The 25,857-nt window shown below is 50.5% G+C and carries 20 protein-coding genes; 15 read left to right on the top strand and 5 right to left on the bottom strand.

Features of this window, described 5'->3' with window-relative positions; translation table 11 throughout:
• Positions 1-135: 135 nt before the first annotated feature.
• Positions 136-753: an NUDIX hydrolase gene (locus H8B09_RS24880; protein WP_191206295.1), complete on the bottom strand. Its 618-nt coding sequence runs from the start codon at positions 751-753 to the stop codon at positions 136-138.
• A gap of 164 nt (positions 754-917) precedes the next feature.
• On the opposite strand from H8B09_RS24880, the gene H8B09_RS24875 reads away from it, so the two are divergent.
• The 13 genes from H8B09_RS24875 to H8B09_RS24820 all read left to right on the top strand — a co-directional run bounded on the left by H8B09_RS24875 (position 918) and on the right by H8B09_RS24820 (position 16,588).
• Complete coding sequence (locus tag H8B09_RS24875) at positions 918-1,538, top strand: helix-turn-helix domain-containing protein (protein ID WP_224753967.1); 621 nt, start codon at positions 918-920, stop codon at positions 1,536-1,538.
• On the top strand, positions 1,535-2,068 hold the full coding sequence (locus H8B09_RS24870; RefSeq protein WP_191206294.1) for a cysteine hydrolase family protein: 534 nt from the start codon (positions 1,535-1,537) through the stop codon (positions 2,066-2,068). Before H8B09_RS24875 ends, H8B09_RS24870 begins: the two co-directional genes overlap by 4 nt.
• A 111-nt stretch (positions 2,069-2,179) precedes the next feature.
• The gene (locus tag H8B09_RS24865; RefSeq protein WP_224753966.1) at positions 2,180-4,084 is read left to right on the top strand and encodes a GMC family oxidoreductase; all 1,905 of its coding nucleotides are present in this window, start codon (positions 2,180-2,182) and stop codon (positions 4,082-4,084) included.
• Positions 4,003-4,290, top strand: a complete 288-nt coding sequence (locus H8B09_RS30755) for a GMC family oxidoreductase (RefSeq protein ID WP_224753965.1) — start codon at positions 4,003-4,005, stop codon at positions 4,288-4,290. Before H8B09_RS24865 ends, H8B09_RS30755 begins: the two co-directional genes overlap by 82 nt.
• Positions 4,291-4,467: 177 nt before the next feature.
• Positions 4,468-5,712: a DUF4153 domain-containing protein gene (locus H8B09_RS24860; protein ID WP_191206293.1), complete on the top strand. Its 1,245-nt coding sequence runs from the start codon at positions 4,468-4,470 to the stop codon at positions 5,710-5,712.
• A gap of 384 nt (positions 5,713-6,096) precedes the next feature.
• Entirely contained in the window at positions 6,097-8,367 is a 2,271-nt protein-coding gene (locus H8B09_RS24855; RefSeq protein ID WP_191206292.1) for an AraC family transcriptional regulator, read from the top strand.
• A 388-nt stretch (positions 8,368-8,755) separates the two neighbouring features.
• Positions 8,756-9,649, top strand: a complete 894-nt coding sequence (locus H8B09_RS24850; protein WP_191206291.1) for an ABC transporter permease — start codon at positions 8,756-8,758, stop codon at positions 9,647-9,649.
• A gap of 14 nt (positions 9,650-9,663) precedes the next feature.
• Entirely contained in the window at positions 9,664-10,563 is a 900-nt protein-coding gene (locus tag H8B09_RS24845) for a carbohydrate ABC transporter permease (RefSeq protein WP_191206290.1), read from the top strand.
• Positions 10,564-10,600: 37 nt separating this feature from the next.
• On the top strand, positions 10,601-12,259 hold the full coding sequence (locus H8B09_RS24840; RefSeq protein ID WP_191206289.1) for a type 2 periplasmic-binding domain-containing protein: 1,659 nt from the start codon (positions 10,601-10,603) through the stop codon (positions 12,257-12,259).
• A gap of 71 nt (positions 12,260-12,330) precedes the next feature.
• A complete protein-coding gene (locus H8B09_RS24835; protein WP_191206288.1) occupies positions 12,331-13,353 on the top strand; it encodes a glycoside hydrolase family 88/105 protein in 1,023 nt (340 codons plus the stop codon).
• 92 nt (positions 13,354-13,445) lie between these two features.
• Complete coding sequence (locus tag H8B09_RS24830; protein WP_191206287.1) at positions 13,446-15,242, top strand: rhamnogalacturonan acetylesterase; 1,797 nt, start codon at positions 13,446-13,448, stop codon at positions 15,240-15,242.
• 119 nt (positions 15,243-15,361) lie between these two features.
• Entirely contained in the window at positions 15,362-15,928 is a 567-nt protein-coding gene (locus H8B09_RS24825; protein ID WP_224753999.1) for a DoxX family membrane protein, read from the top strand.
• A 213-nt stretch (positions 15,929-16,141) separates the two neighbouring features.
• Positions 16,142-16,588, top strand: coding sequence for a GNAT family N-acetyltransferase (locus H8B09_RS24820; protein ID WP_318152753.1), 447 nt, complete (start codon positions 16,142-16,144; stop codon positions 16,586-16,588).
• Positions 16,589-16,695: 107 nt separating this feature from the next.
• Here H8B09_RS24820 and H8B09_RS24815 read toward each other — a convergent pair whose 3' ends face one another.
• Positions 16,696-19,083 (bottom strand): leucine-rich repeat domain-containing protein, encoded by a 2,388-nt coding sequence (locus H8B09_RS24815; protein ID WP_191206285.1) that lies wholly within the window; start codon positions 19,081-19,083, stop codon positions 16,696-16,698.
• Between the two features lie 188 nt (positions 19,084-19,271).
• The gene (locus H8B09_RS24810; protein ID WP_191206284.1) at positions 19,272-21,359 is read right to left on the bottom strand and encodes a serine hydrolase domain-containing protein; all 2,088 of its coding nucleotides are present in this window, start codon (positions 21,357-21,359) and stop codon (positions 19,272-19,274) included.
• A gap of 421 nt (positions 21,360-21,780) precedes the next feature.
• On the opposite strand from H8B09_RS24810, the gene H8B09_RS24805 reads away from it, so the two are divergent.
• Positions 21,781-22,653 carry a GNAT family N-acetyltransferase gene (locus H8B09_RS24805; RefSeq protein ID WP_191206283.1) on the top strand — a complete coding sequence of 291 codons (873 nt, stop codon included), beginning with the start codon at positions 21,781-21,783 and terminating at the stop codon, positions 22,651-22,653.
• A 202-nt stretch (positions 22,654-22,855) separates the two neighbouring features.
• Positions 22,856-23,977: a hypothetical protein gene (locus tag H8B09_RS24800; protein WP_224753964.1), complete on the top strand. Its 1,122-nt coding sequence runs from the start codon at positions 22,856-22,858 to the stop codon at positions 23,975-23,977.
• Positions 23,978-24,021: 44 nt separating this feature from the next.
• Here H8B09_RS24800 and H8B09_RS24795 read toward each other — a convergent pair whose 3' ends face one another.
• Positions 24,022-25,008, bottom strand: a complete 987-nt coding sequence (locus H8B09_RS24795; protein ID WP_191206281.1) for a sensor domain-containing diguanylate cyclase — start codon at positions 25,006-25,008, stop codon at positions 24,022-24,024.
• A 16-nt stretch (positions 25,009-25,024) separates the two neighbouring features.
• On the bottom strand, positions 25,025-25,837 hold the full coding sequence (locus H8B09_RS24790) for an alpha/beta fold hydrolase (protein ID WP_191206280.1): 813 nt from the start codon (positions 25,835-25,837) through the stop codon (positions 25,025-25,027).
• Between the last annotated feature and the right edge of the window lie 20 nt (positions 25,838-25,857).

Genomic DNA, 25,857 nt, shown 5'->3' with positions numbered 1-25,857 from the left:
AGTGTCATTCTTGTACAAGGCATAATAATAAAAATACAGGATTACCCGTCATAATACCAGCTTATGACGAATAGGACCGAACAGCTTCTCCGTAGAGAGCTATCGGTCCATGCAGACAGCGATAATTCGTGTGGGCTAGTCCACAATGATTTTCTTATTCGGATCTCGGTTATATTCGAACATGAGCTGAAGCTGTGTAAGCGTATTTCGTTCTACAGACAGCTCAGGAAGATTGTTCTCCTCGAAGAAGTCAACCGCACTCGTTTCGATGCCAGTTTGCGCATCCCCGCCGACGATTTCGCATTGGATGAACATTTTGTAGATATGATAAGGCTCGGGCGGGTGGTTGTGAAATTTCTTATCCAGGACAGCCAGCAAGCGCAAAGGTTTCACCGTATAACCGGACTCCTCTCGAACCTCCTTCACCGCAACCTCAGAGGGAGAAAGTCCAATATCGGCCCAACCGCCGGGCAATGACCATGCGCCGTCGATTTTCTCGCGAACAAGCAGTATTCGGTCCTGATGGAAGACGACAGCCCTTATATCTACCTTAGGCGTGGCATACCCCGTGTCGCTGGCAAAAGTAAGCGTAATCTTCTCTTCGCCAACCATCGTGTATTCCGACAAAATCTCGATGCTCATTTCTCGAAGGGCCTCATAGCGCTCGATATCATACACATCCTTGGCATAGGTCAGCCCTGTCTGAGCGATGGCTTGTATTTGTTTTGTCCACTCCAGCCACTTCAATTCCATCTAAGTCATGCCTCCCTTGCGATTACCTCGTGAATAGATTAAAAATACAACATTGTCCTTGTTTGCGCCAGCCAGACCAAACGAGCGAAATGGCCGCCGACTCTACGGAGCGTTTATTGTGGATGGTCCAGATACTCGATATTCTTGCATTATAGGAGGTGGGCATGATCGACAGCTATAAGGTGGGAAGGTTGATTCTGAGTCTACGTCAGGAGAAACACATGACGCAGAAGGAGTTAGCCGACCGGATGAATATTAGCGATAAGACGATTTCCAAATGGGAGCGCGGACTTGGATGTCCGGATGTGTCCCTTCTCAGTGAACTTTCCCAGGTGCTAGGGGTGCATATCGAGAAAATATTGCGGGGGGAGTTAGATTCGAGCGAACAGAATAAAGGGAATATGAAAGCCATTCGTTTCTATGTATGCGCCGGCTGCGATAATGTCATGACGAGTACTGGAGCATCAAGCCTATCATGCTGCGGTCGGATAATAGAGCCGCTTATTCCCCAAGCAGAGAATGAGGAGCATCGAATAGCGGTGGAAGAGGATGAAGATGATATGTTCATTGCACTTCAGCATGAGATGCGCAGAGACCACTACATAACCTTCGCCGCTTACATTTCTTATGACAGGCTGCAGCTCGTCAAATTGTATCCGGAGCAAAACGCGGAAGCAAGGTTTTCCAAGACGCACGGGGGTACCTTGTATATATACTGCAACCGACATGGATTATGGAAGCGGGAAATCATGAGACGCAGAGCAAAGGGGGGGAGACCGAAATGAGTAAGGCGCTTCTCATTATTGATATGCAGACGATGCCTTTCGTGTGGAAGGATTATGGCGGGAAAGCGCTCTATAAAGAAGAGAAACTAATAACCAATACGAAACATTTGATTGAGAAAGCCCGTAAGAGCGGTGCCCCTGTATGCTATATCATGTTTACCGAGCCGGAAGGCTCTCCGCGAGCGGAGAACCAGCCTCTATGGAAGGTTCACGAACACATCTCACCTCTGCCGCAAGATTTAATCATTATTAAGCATTATGCGGACTCTTTTCTTAAATCCGGGCTCCATGATCGGCTTCAAGCACATGGAGTGGATACGCTGGTGATGTGCGGATTGCAGACGGAGTTTTGTGTAGATGCGACAGTCACAAGCGGTTATTCGCACGGTTATCAAGTCGAATTAGTGAAGGACTGTCATAGCACCTATGACGCCGATGGACTAACGGCAGAACAGATTATCGACCATCATAATCGTATTCTAATTCAATTTGCTGACGTTATTCCCTCGGATCAGGTTGAGTTTCAATAAGACAATCCATTACAGACCGCTGCGAGATGCTTCGGTCTATTTATCATTTACTGGCGTCCATGCAAGGGATAATATGGTGTAGAAAGCAAGTGGAAGGGGGCATTTCGGAGAATGGTTCAATACGACGACACACAACTATTGAAAGCGGTTTCCAATCGTATGATTCCCGGAGATGAATGGCCATCGGCGGCAGATGGAGGCGTACTGACCTACTTGGAGCGCCATGCGGCCGAAGATACCTTGACCTGGGCGAACGTTATTGAGCCAGGGCTTCGTTCGCTGCACGAAGAGGCGCTAATGCGTTATGATCAGCCATTCTCCGAACTGACAGCGGATGAGCAGGATCAACTGCTGCGTGATGCGGAGCATGATGTTTATAAGGGCTGGCCGATTTCATCCAAGCAGTTCTTCCACACGCTGCTCAATTTAGTGGCCGAGGGCTACTATGGAACACCTGAAGCAGGCGGCAATATCGGGGGCAAGTCATGGGAGATGATTGGCTTTCGTCCCGGTCCGATAACGAATGCAGATACACCTGTTCCAGAAGCTGATTTGCCGCAAAAATCGATCGATCAGCTGCGTGACCGCTATGATGCGATCGTCATTGGAGCAGGAGCGGGCGGTTCGGTCGCTGCAGCGGTGCTGGCCGAGGCGGGCCTTCAAGTGCTAGTCGTTGAACGCGGCAGCTGGCTCCGCTACGGTGAAGTCGGCCGAGACCACTTGCGTAATCATCGGCTCAGCCATTACGGGCATAACACGGGGCCGTCGATGGACGGTCACCCGCGCACCATTATGATGACAGATGGCGATGAGCGGACTACAGCTCCCCATACAGGAGACTATCACAACAATGCCATGACGGTCGGGGGAGGAACGAGGGTCTACGGCGCACAAGCGTGGCGCTTCCATCCCGATGACTTCCGAATGGCAAGCCGTTATGGCGTTCCAGAAGGAAGCTCGCTGAGCGACTGGCCGATCCGCTATGAAGACCTTGAACCCTATTACGATCGGGCGGAGTGGGAGATTGGCGTCTCGGGTGACGGAAGCGCGCACTCGGGACGAGGGAAGCGGGAGCGTCCGTTTCCGATGCCTGCTATGCCGCTAACGCTGGATGCGCAGCGGCTGGCCCAAGCTGCGGAGAAGCTGGGTTGGGAGACCGGCCCTGTGCCGCTGCTCATTAACTCCGTGGAGCGAGATGGACGACCGGCATGCGGCCGTTGCGGCGAGTGCGTAGGCTTCGCATGTCCGACCAACAGCAAGAACGGCGGGCACAATACGATGCTTGTCAGAGCGTTGGCGACAGGGAACTGTGATCTGATCTGCGATACGATCGTAGAGTGTATCGATACCGAAGGCGGCAAGAATGCGACAGGCGTTCGTCTTGTACAGGAGATTGAAGGCGCTGTGCATCGGCGGCAGATCAAGGCTGGACATGTGGTGGTAGCCGCAGGCGCTATTGAGAGCGCGCGGCTCCTGCTTAACTCCGCATCAGATGCGGAACCAGATGGCATAGGCAATCGAAGCGGACAGGTGGGAAGGCATCTGCAGGGTCACGTCTATGCGGGTGCATACGGATTGTTCGATGAGATCGTTCAAGACGGCCTTGGCCCTGGGGTCAGCATTGCGACCTTCCGATTCGATCATAGCGGTCAGAATGCGGTGATCGGCGGCGGGCTGCTGGCCAACGAATTCACACGTCTGCCGCTTATTCACTGGTATCGGGCACTGGCGCCGAATGCAGCTCGATGGGGCATCCGAGGGAAGCAAATGATGCGCGACAGCTATCTGCGCACGAGCCAGATCATGGGCCCTATCCAAGAGATTCCGAGCCCGGAGTCCCGCGTCCGTCTGTCGAAGTCGGTCAAGGACCGCTTCGGCATACCTGTAGCTAGTCTATCGGCAGCGTTCATCCGGAGTCGATTCGGGCCGGGAACATGCTGGGCGAGCAAGCGGAGAAGTGGCTGTGGGCAGCAGGAGCGCGCGAAGTATGGCGAACGGGTCCTTATGGCGGCTTAAGCGCCGGCCAGCATCAAGCGGGTACGCTCCGAATGGGCAGCGATCCGCTGACTTCGGTTACCGACCCGCTGGGCCGTGTCCACGGATATGACAATCTGTGGGTCAGTGACGGTTCCGTTCACGTGACCAACGGCGGCGTGAATCCCGTGCTGACGATTATGGCGCTGGCTTTCCGCACAGCAGACAACCTGGTGAAGCAGGGTTAACGAACGATACATGAACGACGAGCATTCCTCGAGAGGGGGATGCTCTCTTTTTGCCCATTCCAATAAATATTTAACCAATTTCGGTAAAGATTTATTGTAAAACGATAAATGATCGGTTAGAATCAGATCAGAAACAGCCCTTACTGTGACCAAGATTAGGGTTAGGGAGGCATGAAGATGAGTGTTATCAACCGGGTTGCGGAGCATATCCATAACCCCCGCGAGCTGGAACGGATGTTCAGGGAGGAGCCGGAGTCGTTCCGCCAGTCATTCGCCCACGCGTGGGAACGCAATCCCGACTCGCAGGTTCTTGCCGTATGGAATGAGCGGCTTCATTATCAGGAATCGACAGCGGAGAAGAAGACCTCGTGGTTCCAGCGAGATTTTATAACTATGGGCATTCTAGCGATACTTGCGGGGATTTGCACGAGGATCCTGTTCCATTACACCGAGCGGGAAGATATCGCTATCGTGAACCTCGCATTCGGGGTGCTGCCCTTTATTGCCGCGTATTTCGCAGCAAATAACCGTCCGAGCAGACATGTGGCGTACACCCTGGCATCCTTATTCGCGATTGCGATCATCTATCTGAATCTGCTGCCGATGAAGGAGACGGACAGCGTCATTCTAGCGTATTGGCATCTTCCGGTGTTCTTATGGGTAGTCGTCGGGTTTGCATTTACGGGCAATGAATACCGCAGCGGAAGAGCAAGGCTGGCTTACCTGAAATTTAACGGCGAGTTCGGTATCCTGTACGCTTGCATGGCGATCAGCGGCATGCTGCTGACGGGTATTACGATGAATTTGTTTAGGCTGGTCGACCTCGATATAACGGAATTTTACTTCACGAACATCGTCGTCTTTGGTGCTGCCGGTCTTGCTGTTGTGGCCGCTTACCTGGTGTCAAAGAATTTGAAGCTCGCGAAAAATATAGCGCCGTATATCGCACGAATCTTCAGCCCGCTCGTATTGGTGACGCTGACGGCCTACCTGATAACGGTGGCTTGGGTTGGCCGAAGTCCATTCTCGGACCGCGATTTCCTCTTGTCCTTCAATGGGATCTTGCTTGGCGTGCTGGTCGTCACTATTTTCTCGATTACAGAAAGAGGATTCGACGAGCGGAAGAACATGACGGATTATGTGAACGCCGCACTAATTGCCCTTGCGCTTATTATTGACAGTGTTGCTCTGGCGGCTATTGTGTTCCGACTGTCCTCTTACGGCATTACAGCTAATCGTCTTGCTGTTCTGGGCATCAATGTTCTGATCTGGGCGAATTTGATCTGGATTATTAGTGCGTATATCCGACTTCTGCGCAATCGGACGGGACCTTCTACCGTGCAGGATGCTGTTACGAAGTACTTGCCGATCTACGGACTGTGGGCGGCATTCGTTACCGTTGCTTTTCCGCTTATTTTCTAACCTGACGCATGTGCAAATAAGGCTTATGGCTGCTCCTAAGGGCGGGTCGTAGGCTTTATTTGTTTTATAAGTTCAAACGATAGGAGTCCCAGATATGCTTGAGTTAAATGGATTTATCAGGATTAAATGGAAGCGGATTAGCGACAAAATGCTTTTATACCCGTATTTTTGAACTTGAATAGTCGATCAAGAAGCCATAAAATTGTAGGACGTAGTCTTTTATCACATTGATGAACTGAACATGAGCACCATTCGACATAAGACCGAGACAGGGTTCGAACATAGTAAGAGGCTGCAGATCTATTTTTGTAAGCGCTATCTTGATTAGCGTTAATGTTAATTCATCGGCTGGGCGATTGGGCCGGTGAAGAGAGGAGAGGCAGAATGAAACGATTTCCCATCATGCTGCAGCTGACGCTCATCATGTTTTGTGTAATGGCTGTACCGATTTCGATCCTGACCTGGTACAGCGGCACACAGATTCTGAAGCATTCGGAGAGTGCGATTGCGGAGTCGACGCTCGCGGGACTTAATGCGAATCGCAGACTGAACGAGACGGCTCTGAACAGCTTGGCACAGGATGTCGTGCACCTCGCGGCGACGAAGGTGTTCGATCGGGTTCGCAACTTTGAGACATTGGAAGAATTAAATAGCCAATATGTGAATATTGCCAGTACGCAGGTCGTCTTGAACGAGCTGAACAATCTGAAGAACCGACAGGATGGCATATACTCTTCTTATTTCTACCTGGATGGGTCGGATTATGTGGTCTCGTCTGACAAAGGGATAACGTCGCTTAGTCGTTATGAATCGATGGAATGGTTAAGTACAGCGTTGGAAGGAAGAAGGGGGATCAGCGGCGTCTGGTTTCCGCGCAAGCTGGCCAATGGTAAGAACGTTGTCACATACGTCCTGCCATTGAACCGTTTGTCGACTACGACCAAAGGCACGATCGTCGTTAATTTGGAAGAAGATCGAATCAGCCAGTATTTGCGTACTTCTGAACCGGGAAAGCATAGCTATATGCTGATGGAGGCAGACGGCACGATTATTTCGAACGAAGATAAGAGCCTGTTGTTCACTTCCGGCAAGGATCAGCCTTATATTCAGGAGGTCTTGGATAGCGGCAAGAAGGAAGGGTACGCTTATCATGAGCTTGACGGAGAGCGTTTAATCTATACATGGTCGCGATCAGCGAGCCAATACAATTGGCTGAACGTGAATGTGTATTCGATGGACGAGCTTATGACCAAGACGCATTCGATTCAACGCAATATTATCTTACTTACGATCGTTATTGTGTTCGCGGGGGCGCTTCTGACCATTGTTCTCTCGACTTGGCTGTCCAAGCCGTTGCGCGAGCTGGTTAGAGCGGTTCGTGCTCGGAGCAATCTGGGCATTACGAAGAAGAATGAGCTTGTCTTCCTTGATGCGGCATTCCAACGGATGCAGGAGGAAGAGGAGGGGCTGACTCGTCTGCTTCGGGAACGGGAGCAAGATACACGTAATCTTGCTGTTCATCATTTGCTGAAGGGCGAAGTGACGAGGCAGGTCGAGGGGCTGTTCCCTGAGCACTATTACATGACGGCGATTATGTCGATTGACCGTTACAGACGGTATGTCAGTCACATGAATCCCGAAACGCGCCAATACCATCGGTATGTCCTTGTCCCGCAGTGCAATAGTCTGTTCCCGGAAGGCATTCATGTGCGTACGGTTTATCAGGGCGAAGGCTGCTTTGTCATGATTATTAACTATGACGCGGAAGAGGCAGAGAATGGCGCGAAGTCGGTCCATGAGGCGCTTGCTTCCATTCGCGATATGGCAGCGGAGGTGTTGGGCCATTCGGTGACCATCGGGGTAAGCAGCCAGGCCGATTCGATCGAGATGATCCCTGACCGCGTCGTGGAAGCGATGGAGGTTATTAAGCATCGGATGATCGGCGGCAGCGGGGGCATTACGTACTGGAAGCAGGATGCCGACCAGACCGGCAAATATATTTACCCGGCGAACAGCGAGCGTCGAATTCTGAATTTCTTGGATAACGGCGATCTCGATAGCATTATCAAAGAGCTGGGGCTTATTCGCGATGAAATTCAATCGGTCGAATATATCTCGTACGACAACATTATGTTCATTTACAACCAGATCCTTGGCGTTACGATCAAGCATCTTCGTGAGAATAACGTGAGTACGTCACGTATATTCGCGGGTCGGCGCAATATTTACTCCGCTATTGCAACCAGAGATACGCTGGATGAACTCGACGAGTATTTGCATGAGTTCTTTGGAGATATTATTCAATATCTGGAACGCAGCTCGGGTGAAGCGAATTACGGGGAGCGAATCACTCGTTACCTCGAGGAGCATTATTGCGAAGAGATCGTATTCGAGGATATGGCGAAGGAAATCGGCATCAGTTATTCCTACATGCGCAAAATCGTTATGGAGCTCACCGGCAAGAGCTTAATCGACTATACGAACTCCCTTCGAATTGAGAAGGCGAAGCAGCTGCTGCTGGAGTCGAATCTTAGCATGACGCAGATCGCTGCTGAGGTCGGCTATGCGAATGTACAAAGTTTCAATCGTTTCTTCCGCAAGTATGAGGGTATGCCTCCGAGCAGTTATAAGGCCTTGAAGTCGACTGGTGCATAATCGAACAGAACAACGAATCTAATTATGATCAAAAATGAAGCTGTTCCTCTGGTCCGTCGCGGCCGTGGGGGACAGCTTTATTGTTCTTATATGCTAGTCAAAAATGATAATCATCTCTTGTTCTGCCGGCGAAACATGATTGTCAGCAGGGCCACAAACCGCGTAGTGGCGCGGCAAAATCAAAAATGATAGCTCAAATCAATACTCATGATTTACGATTGCGAGCAATGGAGGGTATGATGCAGACATAGCCCACCATCGTCTGAACACATGCATTCAGTCATCGGGAGGTCTACTGTAAGAGGAGGGTGAGACTGTGAAAGTTGAAAGCGCTTCACTAAAACATGAAAACGTTTTACTACCAAAAAAACAAAAGAGCACTGGATGGATGCACGCTCTTCGCCAAGATTGGCAGCTGTACTTACTATTAGTCGTTCCGTTATCCTTCGTATTACTATTCAAGTACACGCCAATGTTTGGTCTTGTCCTGGCATTCAAGAAGTATAAGATCGCCAAGGGCTTCTGGGGCAGCGACTGGGTCGGATTCCAGATGTTTAGAGAAGTCTTCGACAAACCTGACTTCGCTCGCGCTGTACGTAATACATTGATGCTGAATAGTCTCGATCTGTTGTTCAGCTTTACGATGCCGATCGTACTCGCATTACTATTAAGTGAGATCAAGAGCGCTCGATTCAAGAAGATCAATCAAACATTCTTGTATCTGCCGCACTTCTTCTCCTGGGTTATTATCGGGGCGCTTGCTTATCAGCTCCTGAGCCAGGGAAGCGGCGCAGTCAATAATGTCCTTGAGTCAATGGGCCTCAATCGTGTTCCGTTCCTGCAAGAAGATACCCACTGGCTGTTCAGTTACTTGGCTATCGGGGTATGGCAGAGCATGGGATGGGGAACGATCATTTATCTCGCTTCCATAAGCAGCATTAACCCGGATCTCTACGAGGCCGCAACCGTTGATGGCGCAGGCCGCTGGAGAAAGATGTGGAACGTCACGCTGCCTTCGATCCGAATGACGATTGTAACGCTGCTTATCCTGAACTTGGGTAAAGTCATGGACGGCTCGTTCGAACGGATCTACGCGCTTACGAACAAGGCTACCACCGAATACACGACTACGATTCCGGTACTCGTCTATCGTTGGGGTATTGAGTCCGGCAACATTAGCCGCGCGACAGCAGTTGGTTTGTTCCAAGCTGTCATTGGATTTGCACTTGTACTGATTGCTAACCGAGTAGCCAAGAAGCTTGGCGACGATGGGATTTTCTAGAGAGGGGGCGCACCATGAAAGCATCCACTGGCACTGTTGCCATGCATAATAAACAGCGTTTTGACATCTGGGATGTTGTAATTCGCCTCGTTATCATCCTCGTGTCGCTAGCTTGCTTGCTGCCGTTCGTGCACGTTATTGCGAAGTCGTTCAGCGCGGACGCATTCGTTATTGCGAATAAAGTAACGCTGTGGCCAAGAGGATTCACCTTTGGGGCTTACGAGAAGATTTTCCAAGATAAAAGCATTCTGCGTTCCTTGTATATATCCGTTATCGTTACCGTATTATTCACGATTCTAGGCATGATCATTACGATCTTCGCGGCTTATCCACTATCTCGTGGTCAACTGAAGGGCCGCTCGGTACTGACACTTATCTTCTTGTTCCCGATGCTCTTCAGCGGGGGCATTATCCCGGAGTACATGCTGATTAACAATCTTGGCATGATGGATACGCTGTGGGCGCTCATTCTGCCGCTCGCATTCAGTTCCTTTAACTTGCTGATTATGAAGACCGCGCTCCAGACCGGTATACCAATCAGCCTTGAAGAGGCTGCGAGGATCGACGGCGCGAACCACTTCCGTATTCTATGGAGCGTCGTTCTCCCGCTGTCCAAGCCCATTATGGCAACGTTGTCGTTGTTCTATGCGGCTGGCCGCTGGAATGCTTATCAGGACTCCTTGTTCTACATCAAACAGAATGTAGACCTGCGTCCGCTCCAATTGAAGCTGTACTACCTGGTCATTCAATCGTCTGAAAGCTTCCAACTCGAAGCATCATCGGTATCGCTCAGTAACCCTGAGGTGCTGAAAGCGTCGTGCGTTGTATTCGCAACGCTGCCGATTTTGTGTATATATCCTTTCATCCAGAAGTACTTTGTTCAAGGCCAAATGTTAGGTGCAGTAAAAGAGTAACGAAGTATCACAAAATGACTGATGGGGGTAATAAGCAATGGCGAAAAAGAGATTTGGCACTATGTTGTTGTCTTCTCTGGTAGTAATGGGTCTTATCGCAGGCTGCTCGAACAGCGGCTCGGATGACAAGAAAACCGACGACAAGGCTCCGACGACAGACAACTCGACAACGACACCTACGGACACGACTAAAGAAGGCGCATTCCCAGACTATTCGAAAGGTTTCCCCGAGAAAGTAGAACTTAATATCCCAGTCTATGAGCGTGCGTTCGAAGGCTGGAACGTTACAGATAACTACTATACACGCTACATTCAGAAGGAATTCGGCGACAAGTACAACATCAACGTGAAATTCACGGCAATCGCACGCGGCAATGAAGTACAGGACTTCGAGCAATTGCTTGCTGCTCACAAAGCACCGGACCTCATCTTCCACTACGATATGCCGCAAGCGCTTGCATACTACAGCGAAGAAGTTATGCAAGACCTGGATTACAAAGAGATTGAGAACTATGCACCAACATACTGGAAGAACATGAGCGAGACGATCGAGAAATACGGTAAAGTAGACGGCAAGAATGCATTCGTATTCGCTGCTCGTCCGGCTATTGATAACGCAACTTCGCTGATCCGTAAGGACTGGGTTGAGAAAGTGGGCATGAAGGTCGAAGACCTGACTTCCCTCGAGAAATACAATGACATGCTGCAGAAGTGGAAAGACGCAGGTCTTGGCGTGGGCGCTGAAGCATTGAAAGCGAACAACTACACGTTCAACTATGCATTCCGTGACTTCCCAATGGATGACAAGGAGCATGCGCTTTACTCCGATCTGGGCGTAGCGGATCTGACGACGCCAGCTACTGAGAAATATCTGCGCAACCTGAACACGCTGTACAACAAAGGTTTGATCGACAAAGAGTTCTACCTGCGTTCCGACGACGCGAAGATCAAAGCTGAATTCGTTGCAGGCAAAACGGGTACGTATGGTCTCTATCTTGCAAGCAACACTGACGTTATCGCTGCAACGCTTGCTAACAACCCAGGCGCAGAATTCGCAATCGTGCCTCCTGGCGCAGGCGTGCCTGAAGGTTCGAAACCACAAGGCCGTGCTTACTGGCCATTCGGCTTCATCATGGGCGTAAACTATGAGTCGACGCCGCAAGAGCGTGCAGCACTGTGGATGTACCTGGAGTGGATGAGCCAGCCAGCTAACCTGTTCTTCTTGCAGAACGGTGTAGAAGGCCAGAACTATACGCTTGATGCAGATGGCATTGCAGTTAAGAACGCTGACTTCAAAGGCGAGTCCGCACTGTCGCAAAACAACAACAAAGACTACTGGGCACTTGTAACGGAAAGCGCGCAATATGCAGATCAAGCTACAACTCGTAAGGCTCTTGCTCGTCAATGGGCGCCTGCCGGCTATGAAAGCCTGGTAGATCAACTGTTCAAGTACTACGATGAGACTGCAGAATACCGCACGCCGGATCCAATGTTCAGCGTTGTACTGGAGAAAGTAAACGAGTACAAAGCCGATCTGAACGCGCTCTTCCAAGAGCTGTACGTGAAGGTTGCACTGTCCAAGCCGGAAGACTTCGACAAAACGTATGAAGCAGCGAAGAAAACGTACCTCGATGCAGGCTACCAAGAAATTCTCGACGAGAAACAAAAAGCAATCGATGCTGGTCAATACAGCTAATCTATAACTAAACAGACACCCGAGCCCCGGCGAATAGCTGGGGCTTCGGGACTTGGAGGAGAATGGAAGACATGAAGATAACGGCCTCTCAGACGGAATTGAAGCAGCTGATCGATCAAGTGGTAGAGTACACGTTCGGTATGGATCTCACATGGGACTGGCCAGGCGGCGTTGCATTCTATGGTGTCAGCCGCGCGTTCGAAGTAACGGGTGAGCAGGCTTATCTCAATCGGATGAAGGAATGGGTGGACGAATATATCGAGGTTGGTCTGCCTGTATGGACAGTGAATACATGTGCAATGGGCCATATGCTCATTACACTGTATCAACAGACAGGTGATCAGAAGTATCTGGATCTGATCATGAGCAAGGTTGATTATCTTCGCAACGACGCTCTTCGCTTCGGCGACCGCGTGCTCCAGCATACGGTATCGGCGAACAACGACTTCCCTGAGCAAGCATGGGCGGACACGCTGTTCATGGCCGCATACTTCTTGCTGCGCGTAGGCATTATGCTGAAGGAGAAGCCGCTTGTTGACGATGCGTTGCATCAATTCTTCTGGCATATCAACTACTTGCAGGACGAGAACACGGGCCTGTGGTATCACGGTTATAATAATATTAATAAGGATCATATGTCGGGTATGTATTGGGCACGTGCGAATGCATGGGCTGCTTATACGATGTCCCGTGCGGCAAGAATACTGCCGGAAGCTTACCTGTATCCGCCAATGATGCACATCTGGAGCGCATTGCGTGATCAGCTTGCGGCGATTAAGAAGCTGCAGAAGGAAGACGGGCTGTGGGGAACCGTGCTCGATTATCCGGATGCGTACGGCGAAGTGTCGGCGACTGCCGGTATCTGCGCAGCGATGGTTACGCAGCATAACCCGATGCATTCGAAGTATGTACAGAAGGCATTGGACGGCGTTATCGCAAACATTGCAAGCAATGGACGGGTTCAGAACGTATCGGGTGGAACCGCCGTCATGAAAGATATAGAGGGTTATCTGAACATCGATAGGAAATGGGCGCAAGGCTGGGGCCAAGGCTTGGCATTGGCACAGCTCACAGCTGTATTGGAAGTTATCTAGTTATTTAATAGGAGAGATCAGGTGGCGCTTACTTCCAAGAGGGGTAAGCGTCATTTTGTAATGAGATTAGGATCGAGAAGGGAGCATTCGGCGTGTATAACAGACGGTATAGCTTCGCGGAGCAGTATGTTCAAGAAGGAAGCATTCAAGTGGGCGCTGCAAGCATTTATAACGAGGAGGCCGGGTACGGGCTTCTAGAGTGGACGGACCCAGCAGATAATGCCGCCGATCGGTTCAAAGGTTATGGCGGATGGCTTCCCCGTCCGGCGGAAGGTCGGATTGAAGCCGATATTGCTGATACGGTATATGGGGTTGAGCTTCGTGAGCCGGGCCTGCCGCTTCGCTTCCGGGCAGCCGTCCCTGAAGAAGGCGTCTATGCCGTAACGGTTCGCATTCATGGTGGAGATGAGGGCATCACTTCTCTGAACCTCTACACAGGAAGACGCAACATGGTAAGACGGGACATTACGGTTGCGGCGGGAGAGGTGTTCGAATACCGGTATTACGTGCATGTGTGCGACTACATTCCAGTCGTCGGGAAGCCGGCGAGAAGCGATCTATCGATCTACATTACAACTGTAGGCGATATTGCCCGTCTTAGCGAGGTAACGATTGAGCGTTCGGAAGCACCAACCCTGTTCTTGGGCGGCGACTCTATTGTTGGGGATTACGATACACGTTATCCGTACAATCCGATTATTAGCGGGGGCTCTTGGGGTCAAAATGTGCTGCAATACTTTGATGGCGTTGCAGTCGATAATCAGGCGCATGGCGGCATGACGACCAACTGCTTCCGAGACGATGGGCACTGGGCGATCATTACGGAACGAATTCGTCCTGGCGACATCTTCATGTTCCAGTTCGGTCATAACGATCAGAAGCGGCGATACCTTGCACCATACGCAGGCTACTCAGCTAACTTGAGATGGTACATCCAGCAGGTGCGGCAGTTGGGAGCGACGCCGGTTATTGTCACCTCGCTTAGCCGCATCCCAAGTCGAGATGAGGATGGCAGCTATTATGATCTGCTGGAGGAGCATGCAGAAGCGTGCCGCAAGGTAGGCAGAGAGCTGCATGTGCCTGTTATCGATCTGCATGAGCACAGCTTCCAGTTGTTCTGCAAGATGGGGACCGATGCGCTCGGAGGGTATTTCAATGATGCAGCACATACGAATGACTATGGCGCTGTGCTGATGGCCCAATATATTGCCTCGGAAATAAAACGCCAGCAGATTGAGCCGTTGTGCAGCCTCATGAACGATTATGATCCAGCGCCATGGACCCCGGATGAATCGCTGCGCCCGCCGACACAGGTGTCGCCAACAGATAAGCCGGAGCGTCCGATTCTGCCGACCGACTTGCCCGAGCTGCCCTATGTCGACTGCACGGGGATTAAGCAATTAGCAGGAATAAAGCAAGCGATGGCTAGGGGATTGCTTGACCCATGCTTGAAATATTTTCACCCGGAAGCAGAACTGCCGCGTGGACAGTTCCTGTTCCAATTCTTCAAGGCGGCGCAATCTCCGCCGAAGCGGGTTTATCAGGGTAGATACTGCGATATTTATAAGTACGAGTTTGACGCGCAGAACGTACAGGCTGCACTGGATGCAGAGCTTATTGATGAAGCAACGACGCCGAATGACCGTTTCCGACCGGATGATGGCTTAACGGGCAGCGAACTGCTTAGCTTTATCGTGCGCGCGCTTCATGAGCCGGAGGAACGAGCGAAGCTGGGTTTGGCGGCATGCGAGATGCAGGCGCGAGCTTTGGGTTTGATCTGGGACGGGTATGAACGGGATGGCAAGGTGAATCGTGCGGACTGTACTGTCGCGTTGGTTGAGATGATGAAACTGGCAGATGCGGCGAAGAAGAGGGCGGCAGACGTCTAACCGAGCAGCTGACCCGACGAATCTTAACACATCGTTGATTTACAAATGAAGGGAAATGGTTTACCATCTGGGTGAAATCATTCCAATCTGAGGTGATGTGTGTGACGATTAAGGAAGAACTGCAGGGGAAACGCATTATCGTTCCAGAGAACCCAGTTTCTAATTTTCTGTTCAACAACACGAGATCCGGACTGCTATGGTTAATCATTCGGCTGTACTTAGGTTATGCGTGGATCAATGCGGGTTGGCATAAGCTTACGAACGAGAACTGGGTCGGAAGCAAGGCAGGCACAGGGCTTACTGGCTTCGTGAACGGCGCTCTCGGCAAGGCGGCCGATGGGAAGGACGTAACGGGCTGGTACGCATCATTCCTTGAGAATATGGTGCTGCCACATGCCAAAGTGTTTTCTTATATTGTAGCTTTTGGCGAGACGGCGGTCGGGCTGGGGCTTATTCTCGGCTTATTGACGGGCGTTGCGGCCTTCTTCGGAGCCTTCATGAATGCGAGCTTCCTGTTCGCCGGCACGCTGAGTACGAATCCGCTGCTGTTTATTCTGGCGACATGGCTTGTCCTAGGCTGGAAGGTAGCTGGCTGGTATGGGCTCGATCGGTGGGCGCTTCCGATACTAGGCACGCCGTGGAGCAGGCATAAGACGAATTCGAACGATCATTCCGCTTCGGTATGATAATCAGTGGGACTCCCGCGGGTAAGTGGCGGGGGTCTTATTTTATTTGCCTAGGAAGGACGTACTTAATTAATAAGCGAATAACTACACTAGGTTTTTTATTACGGTTAGGAGTGATGCGCTATGACCAAGACCAATATGACAGCCGCTATAAGAAAGGTTACAAAATAATCGCAGAGGATGGATTCCTCTGCAATACGGAGGAATGATCGCGTGACAGTTACCCTACAGCCAGTATCGATCGACAACTGGTATGCATGTACCCAGCTTAATGTTACACCCGAGCAGCGCAGTGTTTTTCCTGCACCTGTCGTCTACTGGATTGCAGAGTCTAAGTTTGTCCATGACTTTGAATTGCGTGCCATTTATGCGGAAGGCCGCGTAGTTGGATTCCTCGTTTATTGTACGAGCGCGGATCAGGATGATAACTGCTGGATTCCAGCCCTCATGATTGATGAACAACATCAAGGCAAAGGTTATGGCAGGGAAGCGATGGAGGTCCTGATTCAGCTGATGAGTGAGTTAAGCTGCAAGAGAATTATGATTGGGCATAGGCCAAGTAATGAAATTGCAGGGAAGTTATACGAATCGTTAGGATTTATGCGAGTTAGTGAAGAGGTAATAGACGGCGAGATCGTACGTCTGCTTCAGCTCGAATAGTCCTAAACATGGACTGCCGGCATCCGTCGGCAGTTTTTCATTATTGAAGGAAATTTATTGAGTGTGTCCAAAAGAAAATCGCCTTCCCGCAGGAAGGCGATCCATCTTTACTTAGGGCTTACCGTAATCCATTCGCCAACGAAGCGATGCTTGTTGGCCCGGATGATCTCATCCAGCGGAGTTGCTTCATCGAAGTCTCCGTCGAAAGCGATGAATCGAATGTACGGTCCCGTCGACTTCTCCTTGAAGCTTGTGCCATCAGGAAGCGTGATCGTACCCCCGCTGTCCGTATACATTCCGCTTAGCGAGAACTCGATATCCTTGGCATTAATGACCTTCGGAGAGTCTGTATGGTTGGCAACAAGCAGCTTGCCTCCAAAGTTGTAATTATAGTATTGGTCCTCGAATTTCTGAACGTTGCTTCCCGCCGTTACGTACACTGCGCTGTAGGCAGGCAGCGTGAACGAGCCGACGTTGTGGATGTTATACATATTGTATGCCGAACCGTCTGGCTGCGGGAAAGATTGGCTCACATACGTCTCGAACCAGCTTCCGTTAAGGCTGTCCGCCATTCCTGTCGATTCCGTCTGACTGTAGGACGTTCCTTGGCTGCCGACCTTCAGAAGTGTCAGCTTCAGCGTTTCATTCGGATTCTTCATCGTACCGGTCAGGTAGGAACCCCGTATGCCGTTGCCGTTGAAGAGGAATGGATCCTTCATGAGATCGAAGCCGAAACGAACGCCTTCGCCTGTCGTGTACAGCTCATATTTGAATGTGTAGTCGACTTGTCCCGAGGAGAGAGGGACGTCTACGGGAACGATCAGTTCGCCTTCTACCGTCTTCGTATTCCCTTTGAAGATCAGCTGCGTCTTTACATCATGGTAAGAGACATAGTCTCCGTCTTTCCATTGAAGGCTCAGAATCGCCCACACGATCGTGTCCCGCGTAACTGGAATTTCGGCGTTGAAGGACACTTTGATGCGGTAGTCGTTCGACGATGGAGCAACCGCATCACTGAAAGCAGTGGGATAACGATCGGTATCCCAGTGGATTTCATTCAAGCGTTGATTTTGCGAGAGATTGAAGTGGGCACGTTTATAGAAGTTGTTCTGCTCCTCTTGCAACCATGGATTACCATCATCCCAAGTCGCATCGACATGCGCGTAAGCGCCGTTGATTTTGACCAAATTCCAAGCATGTCCGACCCCGCCGAGCGAGGTGCCCGATACATACATGATGTCTAGTCCAGCCAAATGGCCGAGAACATTCATCGCTTTGGCATAACCTTCGCATACCGAGATGCCTTCAACCAGCGCGCCATAGATGCCGCCAGGGTCGGTGCCTGTCTTAATGTTATAGCTGTAATATTGCCAGTCGTAAGTGATTTTGCTGAGCAGATAGTCATGAATGGCTGTTTCCTTCTCGAGATCGGACATGCCTGGCTTAATGAGGCGTGCGATAACATCCTTCGCCTCTTGACCGGCAGTTGCAGCATTCTTCAGCGCCTTATCCTCATCATGACCTTCCTTGCGAAGGGCAGGAGCGGCATCCAGCAATGGGTTATCTGCGAATCGGACGCCCTGCAGCTTAGGCATCTGATCGATGATCGAAATATCGGAGATGACATTATTAGAAGCCTGCAATCCTTCCAATCGGGTCAGGCTTTTCAGTGCACTAATATCTCGGACGTTGTTGTAAGAGATCCAGAGAGACTTGAGTGTCGTAACACCAGCTATTGGCTTCACATCGGTTATAAAATTATAAATCGCATGCAGCTCTTCCAGCTTCAGATTCTTCAGCGGCGTGAGGTCCCGAACGCTGTTATAGCCGATATCGAGCTTCTTCAATTGCGTCAAATTCGCTAGTGGGCTAATATCGGTCACCAGGTTGTTGAACAGATCCAACGAAGTCAGATTGCGAACAGCCTCAAGGCCGCTCAGATCGCGGATGCGAGCGGTTGAATAACGATAGATTTGAGCGTTCGTTATTGCCTTAATGCCTAGTACGTCTTTGACCAAAATGTCGCCGCTCGGCTTCGCGATAATGCCCCGAATAACGGCTTCTAGATTGGGATCTTTGAAGACAACCTTCTTCAGATCAGCAGGGTTGGTCGTATTCGAAGTCGTGCTGGAGCCGCCGGTGCCCTTGGCCGCCGTTACCTCTACAGTGATGGATGCGTATCCCGTGTAGCCCTTCTGCGTCACTGTTGCTGTGATTTTTGCTTTGCCTACGCTTTTGCCTGTCACGACGCCCGCCTGGGTAACGGTCGCTACCTTCGAGCTGTTGCTGGAGTAGGCGAATGTCACTTTCGGCTGCGTTGTGGCACGCAGCGTAAGCGTGCTTCCTACTGCCACTTTGTATGTCTGGGTAGGGAATTGAACTTTGACGGCGCTCGTCTTGGCTGCCGCGACTGTCGTAATGGCGTTCATCGGTACGAGCATAACGACTAGAAGAAGGAGGATAACATATTTGAATCCAATACGATTGGTTACCACGAACATCACCTTTCTAGTAGAATATTCCGAATAATCGTACCATTATTCGACAATTTTTTCTATGAATTTCATGGAATTACCGATGATAGAAGGTGAATAATACGAGGTAACCATGCTGCAACAATGACGTAGAAAAGGCCGATATTCTCGCAATGAGAATACCGGCCATACATTATCGCTGCCGTTGTTTATTTCGTTAACGTGACGTCAAACTTAGCTCCTGCATCGCCCGCGAATACGATCGTACCGTTCTTCGGCAGCACGACTGGCCCGTCATTGATGATGCTGAAAGCAACAATCGCCCCGTTCTCGTCATATACCGCATAGGAGCCAGCTGAAGGGAGCGTCACGTGCATCGTCCGGCCTGCTGCAGCGTCAGGAATCGTATACCATTTGGCATCGCCGCTTGTCGGGATCGTAACCCAAGCGTGCTTGCCTTGATAGATCGGCCACACATTATCTTGGCTAATATACCGATAGCCGGAGGCTTGGAGATACTCCGCAGTGGTATCGCCCTGCTGCTGATTGAAGAATTGAACGGGACCATTGTCTCGTCCGCCTATTGCCGGAATCTGAAGGTCGGACGCTGCGGTGTCCGGACCCGTAATTTTATGGGACATGATATAACCAGGGACGTTCTTGAACAGCTGAACCTGTGCGGAGGAGGCTACCAAGTAGGCCATCGACGTATATTTCTCGCTGACGAGAAAATAACGTTTGCCATCCCGCCCCTGCCATGCAGCGCGCGTCTCGTCGGAGATGTCGTTCGCCGAGAGCTTCTCGTCGACATATTCGGATACAGCAATCTGGCCGAGTCCTGGCACAAGCGCGTATTGGCGAACCCATAAGTACGTACGGCCGTTCCTCTCCTTCACGAGATTGATCTTCGCGCTTCCATTCGCATTGATGAACGAGCCATCCGCTGAGTACGTATACGTCTCGGCAGGGGAACTAGGATCTTGAGGCGACGCAAGCGACAACAGGCCGTCCTTGGTGATGCCCACCATCAGAAGCTGAGTAGACGATCCATAGACGCCTGCTTCTCCAAGCAGTTCCTGAGGCATGTCAGCCTTAACAGGCAATCCGAACGATTTGCCAGGCTTGATATCATCGATGGCTCCTTTCTCCTTCAGCGCTTGGAGCAGAATTTGGGTAGCCAACAGTTGGTTTAACGCGCTGCTGCCTCCAGACGATAGAACTGCAGCGGCCATGTTCTGCTCAGGGAGCACAACGATCGACGAGTGATACAGAATCGTATCCCCGCCTTTGGTCAGCGCCTGAATACCGTAATCCCCGAACGGGAATAGATCGACGCTGTCCCAACCAAGCCCATACCCGATCGAGTTGTCCGCGTCTTCCGGCCATAGGCCGTTCTTGTACTCCGGCTGCGCCATTGCGTTCGCGGATTTGGAGGAGAGTCCTTCCGCTTGACCTGTGAAGATCTGGGAGAACCGAGCGAGATCTGCGGCCGTAGAATAGATTCCGCCAGCACCAATGAAGTTAGTCGTCTCATTCGGAAGCTGCTGCTCGTAAGGCGAAAGATAAAGTGCAGCCATTCGAGACTCGTCCAAGTCATCTTGCGGTGTCCCTGTATTCGTCATACCAAGGGGCTCCGAGAAATGCTCATGAATGTAGCTTGTGAAGTCAGTGCCGCTCACTTTCTCAACAAGAATCTCGGAAAGAGAGAAACAATCATTGCAATACACCGAGAAAGCGCCTGGATCGGCCTTCAATACTTGTGTCGACAACTGCTTGAGAAGGTTATCGTGCGCGAATGTGTCGTTGTCGGAGAAGAGGGAGGCGTTCCGGGACGCAGTTCCCGCGATGCCGGCGGAATGGTTAAGCAGCATACGAGGCGTAATTTGCTTATACCGCTCATCCTTCATCTTGAATTCCGGAATGTACTGCACAACCGGCTTGTCGAGGTCGACTTTCCCTGCATCGACGAGCTGCATGACAGCTGCCGCAGTGAACACTTTGCTGGTCGAGCCGATGCCGTACATGGTATTAGCGGTTAGGGGGATCTTCCCAGCGACATCGTTCTTGCCCGATTGTCCGGAGACGACGATCTTGCCCTGATCGATAAGCGCATATTGCACGCTTGTCGTGCCGTATTGCTTGGTCAACAGGGACGCCTTCTCAGCAGCGGCCTTCGTTGTTGTCGCATAGGAAGAGGACGCATCGCCTGGCGTGGCTGCGAATGCATTCAGCGGGGCAAGCACCGCTAGCATCATGGACATAATAGACGACAGCAGAAACAATCTCTTAGCTCTCATAATACCTCCTGAATTCATAGTCTACATTTATACGGGAAATGCCTCTGTTGGTTTCTTGTATTTGGTATAAATGTATATCCATATAATAGGCTATCATGGGGAACGAGAGTACGCAAGAATGCTATGTTAACTGCTTTTGTTGGAATTTGGTGGATGGTGTGATATATTCAGGACACTAGCAATGGGAAGGGTGACCTAAGCCGATGATTCACTAATTCTATCTCTATGAACAATCGTCCCAACGATTTTCTTGGATAGGGTTAGTGCGGGCTTTTTTCGATATAGGCAGAAGGAACATTGTCTCCGAATGAGGCAAGGGGTCCTTGTGTCTGCACGCATATGCCTCCTATCCGAGAGATCGGTAGGTGGTTTTTTTGTGTTTCACCAAGCTAACAATCCAACTAAAGAACGGAGTCTATCTATGTCCTTCTATCAAATAGAACAAGCTGAACGAGACTTATTCGCCGTGTATCAGGTGCTGTATGCCAATGCGGATATCGAAATGTGGTACGACTGGAAAGCCCGGCTCGAGGATACGAAGTTCACGGATCAATGCTACTGGGTCGTGCGTGACGGTGTTCGGATTGGCGGCGCAATTATTATGAACGATACGGTCATCTATCCGTTTCTGATCGCACCTTTTGCAGACAGAACGATTTTCTGGAAAACTTTATTTAGCTGCTGTAAGACTATCATTCATATTAGAGGCGTTCTCTCACAGGACGTAGAGATATTGCAATCGTTCGCATATCGGCTGGATGTCACACGGCAGGTCATGTGCTGTCCGACGGACCCTGACATAGTTGCAGCGTTGCCTGAGGGATACTCCTTGCATGTCCTGGATCAATCTGTAGATCGGACAGCGCTCGCCAGAGCAATAAGGGAAGGCTACGTCGGGGGAACAGACTACGAGATTTATGGTACGCCGACCGAAGAGGAAGTTAAGAAAGACGTCGAGCGTTTACTGCAGATCTACGCGCCAAACAATCTGTCACTATATCTGTGGAATGATCAGGATCAGCGGATTGCTGGTCTGTGCATCGCAGGTATTAGCGCTGCGATCCCGCTGAGATTCGCCGAGATCGGCGAGATCTGTGTGCTTCCGTCATACCGGAACAGACGTCTGGGCGAATATATGTTGAATTGGATCAGGGCGAAGGCGCACCCATATGCGCCTGTCGTTAAGCTATGTGTAACGGTGGGCAATTCTGCTGAAGGCTTGTATCGCAAGGCGGGCTTTATACCCGGTCCGCGATTCGCGAATATGAGCAGGAATAACCAAATGGAAATTTGAGCAATTTATGGTTGCGAAGAGGGTTTGAAGATCAAAGACCGATCGGGGGAGGTTATTGATGCCACACCAGCGATTCCAGTCATCCAGCATAAACCCCCGTTATCCCAAAGGGAAAATATCCGTTTTTGGAATCAACTCGGTGTACCCTCGTCCGCCCTGGATTGCGGCTTGGTGGGCGGCATCTTTTCCAGGGTTCGGGCACATGTTTATCGGCAAGTATTTTTACGGCTTCGTGCTGGTCATATGGGAGCTAGTTATAAACAGTAAGGCCAATATCAATATGGCGATCGCATTATCGTTTCTTGGGCGCTTCGACGAGGCGAGGGAAATCCTGAATGAGGATTGGGCTCTGATGTACGTAGGTGTATATGTGTATAGCATATGGGACAGTTATCGATGCGCGGTTGAGATAAACAAAAGCCATAAGTTGTCCGAGATTGAGGATGCGCCTATCACACCTTCTGAGGTTAGTTTCTTCGACGTCATCGTCCTTGATAAAAAGCATCCGTGGCTAGGCCTGGTCTGGTCCGTCATATCTCCTGGCTTGGGTCAGCTTTACGGTGGCAGTACGATCATTGGCACATTTATATTGGGCTGGTGGATATTCGTCTGTTATAAAGCTGTCGCTATCCGATCATGGCTGTATTCGTTCCTTGGCGATTTCAGCAGCGCAGCTGCTATTGTAGATTGGCATTGGTATCTCTTCTTGCCCTCCATCTACTCGTTTGCGATTTATCAGGCCTATTCATCGGTCAATGAGAACAATACGTTGTTCGACATTGAACAAGTACGTTACCTTAGAGCGAGGGCGGACCATTTGGCACAACAACATCCTGCCGATGATGTACAAAATACGGTGCAAATCATCGCAACATTCGAGCACTCGCCTTTCGTTGAGATGGCCATCCATGATTTAGAGAAGCTGGGTGTGCCTCCGCATCGGGTCGTCGCAATGCCGGTAGAAAACCTTGTAACAGATACACATATTATTGATTCGATTCATCAAGTTGACGGCAGGAGTATATTGGACGGAGCGATGATGAGTGCGGCAATCTTCTCCATACTGGGAACGATCTATGGATTCGTATGGTACTTGGGGCCGATCATATGGGGATTAATCGGTATGGTTGGAGGTTTCCTTATAGGGCTAACCATCGAGTTATTGTTCACTAAGGGCAAGTTCAGGTTCACTTCCCGCCGCAAAGCCGAAGTCATTATTAAAGTCACATGCCAAGTCTCGCTGCAGCACCAGCTTCTTCATATTCTGAAAGCAAGGAAGGCAAGCGGGTTCGTAATCATGCCTCAGATGTCTGAGAGCGTATAGAGCATGAAGAAGGCCATCCCCGGTGGATGGCCTTTCGACATCTGTTACTTGTTAGAATCCAAATCCATCACATGCGATACTCGGTTGCGACCGCTGGTCTTGGATCTGTATAGGGCCTGATCGGCCTTGCTGATCAGCTTGTCATCGGAGTCCTCGCTCGTCATCGTTGCAACGCCGATGCTTGCCGTAATATGCAAATTACCCATAGGCGTCATCTGAATGACAGTCCGTATTCGTTCAGCGATATGGACGGCATTGATCGCATCCGCTCCCGCCAGCAGCATGACGAATTCTTCTCCGCCGAAGCGCGCTGTAACGTCTGTCTCGCGAGACGAGGCATGGAGCAATTCGGCCAATTCGGTCAATACGAGGTCACCGACAGGATGGCCGTATGTATCGTTAATGGACTTGAACCGATCGATGTCGATGAGCGCAATCGAGAATGGATCGCCTGAACGATGGAATTTATTAATATGCGCAAGCAGGCTCTCGTTGAAATACCGTCTATTCTTCATGCCGGTCAGCGGGTCCGTTAAAGCTAATGCCTCTAACTGCAGATTAATGCTGAGAAGCTCGCGTTGTTTCGCTTCATACTCTTGATGCAGCAGCTCCAGCTTACGGTTCGTTTCGTTCGTTTCCTGTACGAGATGTTCAAGCCGTTGCTTGGTTGCGAGAATATCTTTCTCATGCTCGAGACGTCGCCGCATCTCGACAACGACACAATCCATGAATGTTTCGCCTTCACGCGTCTGGCGAACACCGTTCAGCAGCATCGGTATATCGTGGTGGCTGCTTGACTGCAGCGACAGGTAGATCTCGCTTACATGCCCGTACAGCTGCATATAAGGGTAGAAATAAGTGTGGAAGAAGAGCTTGTTCGTCATCGACATGAACAACTCAATGTGTTTGCCGAGCAGTTCGTCCCGTTCATAGCTGAGCATGGTGGCGAAGGTCTGGTTAGCGGATTGGATAATGCCCTTGTCCGAAATCGAGAAATAGCCGCAGGGTGCGTAGTCTAATTGCTGATCCATGAATCCGATCCTCTTTCTATTGTTGGTGAGCGGTCAAATACTGATGAATGAACGAGGCGGTTTCTTCAGGATGACTTAATTGTGGATAGTGGCCCTTAGCATTCATCAGGCGAAGCGTACTTTGCTGCAGATGGGCGTGCAAGTAGTTGCCGACCTCAATGGGTGCGATGCTGTCATCTGAGCATTGTAGAATAAGCGACGGGACGGAGCAGTACTGCAGATCCTTACGGCAATCGGACAAGAAGGTCGTCTCCGCGAACTGGCGCGCGATGTGGGGGTCGCGGGAACAGAACGTTTTCTCCAGATCATCGGACAATTCCTTACGATCAGGATTGTTCATGACGATCGGGGCAAGATAGCTTGCCCAGCCGAAGAAATTCATCTGCATCATGTTCAGCAGCTCATCGATATCCGATCGTTTGAAACCGCCGTAATAGTCAGGAAGGTCGTTAATATAGCGTGGTGATGGCCCGATCATAACAAAATCACCAAAGCGCCGTGACTCCTGATTGGCAGCCAGCAATCCGATCATACTGCTGACAGAATGCCCGACGAATACAGCGTTGCTTAGATCGAGTACATCCATAATCTCAAGCACGTCTTGGGCGTAGCCGTTCAAATGGCTGTATTTGATCGGGTCGTAGTGGTGGAGCTGAGAGGCTCCCGATCCGACGTAGTCGAATAAGACAATCCGATAATCGCGTTCAAATTGAGGCACGATATAACGCCACATATCCTGATCGCAGCCGAAGCCATGCGCAAATACGATCGGGCGAGAGCCTTGTCCGAATTGTTTGACGTTGTTGCGTTCGAGAACGTTAACGGTCATATCGATTCTCCTTCTGTTAA

Origin of the sequence: Paenibacillus terricola, assembly GCF_014779765.1 — a bacterium.
Taxonomy (GTDB): domain Bacteria; phylum Bacillota; class Bacilli; order Paenibacillales; family Paenibacillaceae; genus Paenibacillus_T; species Paenibacillus_T terricola.
Note: the sequence above shows the minus strand (reverse complement) of the source record. Positions and strands in the feature narration are given on the sequence as shown.

Bases quoted from the DNA above. Each gene is read 5' to 3' on its own strand.
- H8B09_RS24845 (WP_191206290.1), top strand. From the start codon at position 9,664: ATGAAAGCATCCACTGGCACTGTTGCCATGCATAATAAACAGCGTTTT.
- H8B09_RS24810 (WP_191206284.1), bottom strand. From the start codon at position 21,359: ATGAGAGCTAAGAGATTGTTTCTGCTGTCGTCTATTATGTCCATGATG.
- H8B09_RS24790 (WP_191206280.1), bottom strand. From the start codon at position 25,837: ATGACCGTTAACGTTCTCGAACGCAACAACGTCAAACAATTCGGACAA.
- H8B09_RS24800 (WP_224753964.1), top strand. From the start codon at position 22,856: ATGTTTATCGGCAAGTATTTTTACGGCTTCGTGCTGGTCATATGGGAG.
- H8B09_RS24860 (WP_191206293.1), top strand. From the start codon at position 4,468: ATGAGTGTTATCAACCGGGTTGCGGAGCATATCCATAACCCCCGCGAG.
- H8B09_RS24835 (WP_191206288.1), top strand. From the start codon at position 12,331: ATGAAGATAACGGCCTCTCAGACGGAATTGAAGCAGCTGATCGATCAA.
- H8B09_RS24850 (WP_191206291.1), top strand. From the start codon at position 8,756: ATGCACGCTCTTCGCCAAGATTGGCAGCTGTACTTACTATTAGTCGTT.
- H8B09_RS24805 (WP_191206283.1), top strand. From the start codon at position 21,781: ATGTCCTTCTATCAAATAGAACAAGCTGAACGAGACTTATTCGCCGTG.
- H8B09_RS24875 (WP_224753967.1), top strand. From the start codon at position 918: ATGATCGACAGCTATAAGGTGGGAAGGTTGATTCTGAGTCTACGTCAG.
- H8B09_RS24840 (WP_191206289.1), top strand. From the start codon at position 10,601: ATGGCGAAAAAGAGATTTGGCACTATGTTGTTGTCTTCTCTGGTAGTA.
- H8B09_RS24855 (WP_191206292.1), top strand. From the start codon at position 6,097: ATGAAACGATTTCCCATCATGCTGCAGCTGACGCTCATCATGTTTTGT.
- H8B09_RS24865 (WP_224753966.1), top strand. From the start codon at position 2,180: ATGGTTCAATACGACGACACACAACTATTGAAAGCGGTTTCCAATCGT.
- H8B09_RS24795 (WP_191206281.1), bottom strand. From the start codon at position 25,008: ATGGATCAGCAATTAGACTACGCACCCTGCGGCTATTTCTCGATTTCG.
- H8B09_RS24880 (WP_191206295.1), bottom strand. From the start codon at position 753: ATGGAATTGAAGTGGCTGGAGTGGACAAAACAAATACAAGCCATCGCT.
- H8B09_RS30755 (WP_224753965.1), top strand. From the start codon at position 4,003: ATGCTGGGCGAGCAAGCGGAGAAGTGGCTGTGGGCAGCAGGAGCGCGC.
- H8B09_RS24870 (WP_191206294.1), top strand. From the start codon at position 1,535: ATGAGTAAGGCGCTTCTCATTATTGATATGCAGACGATGCCTTTCGTG.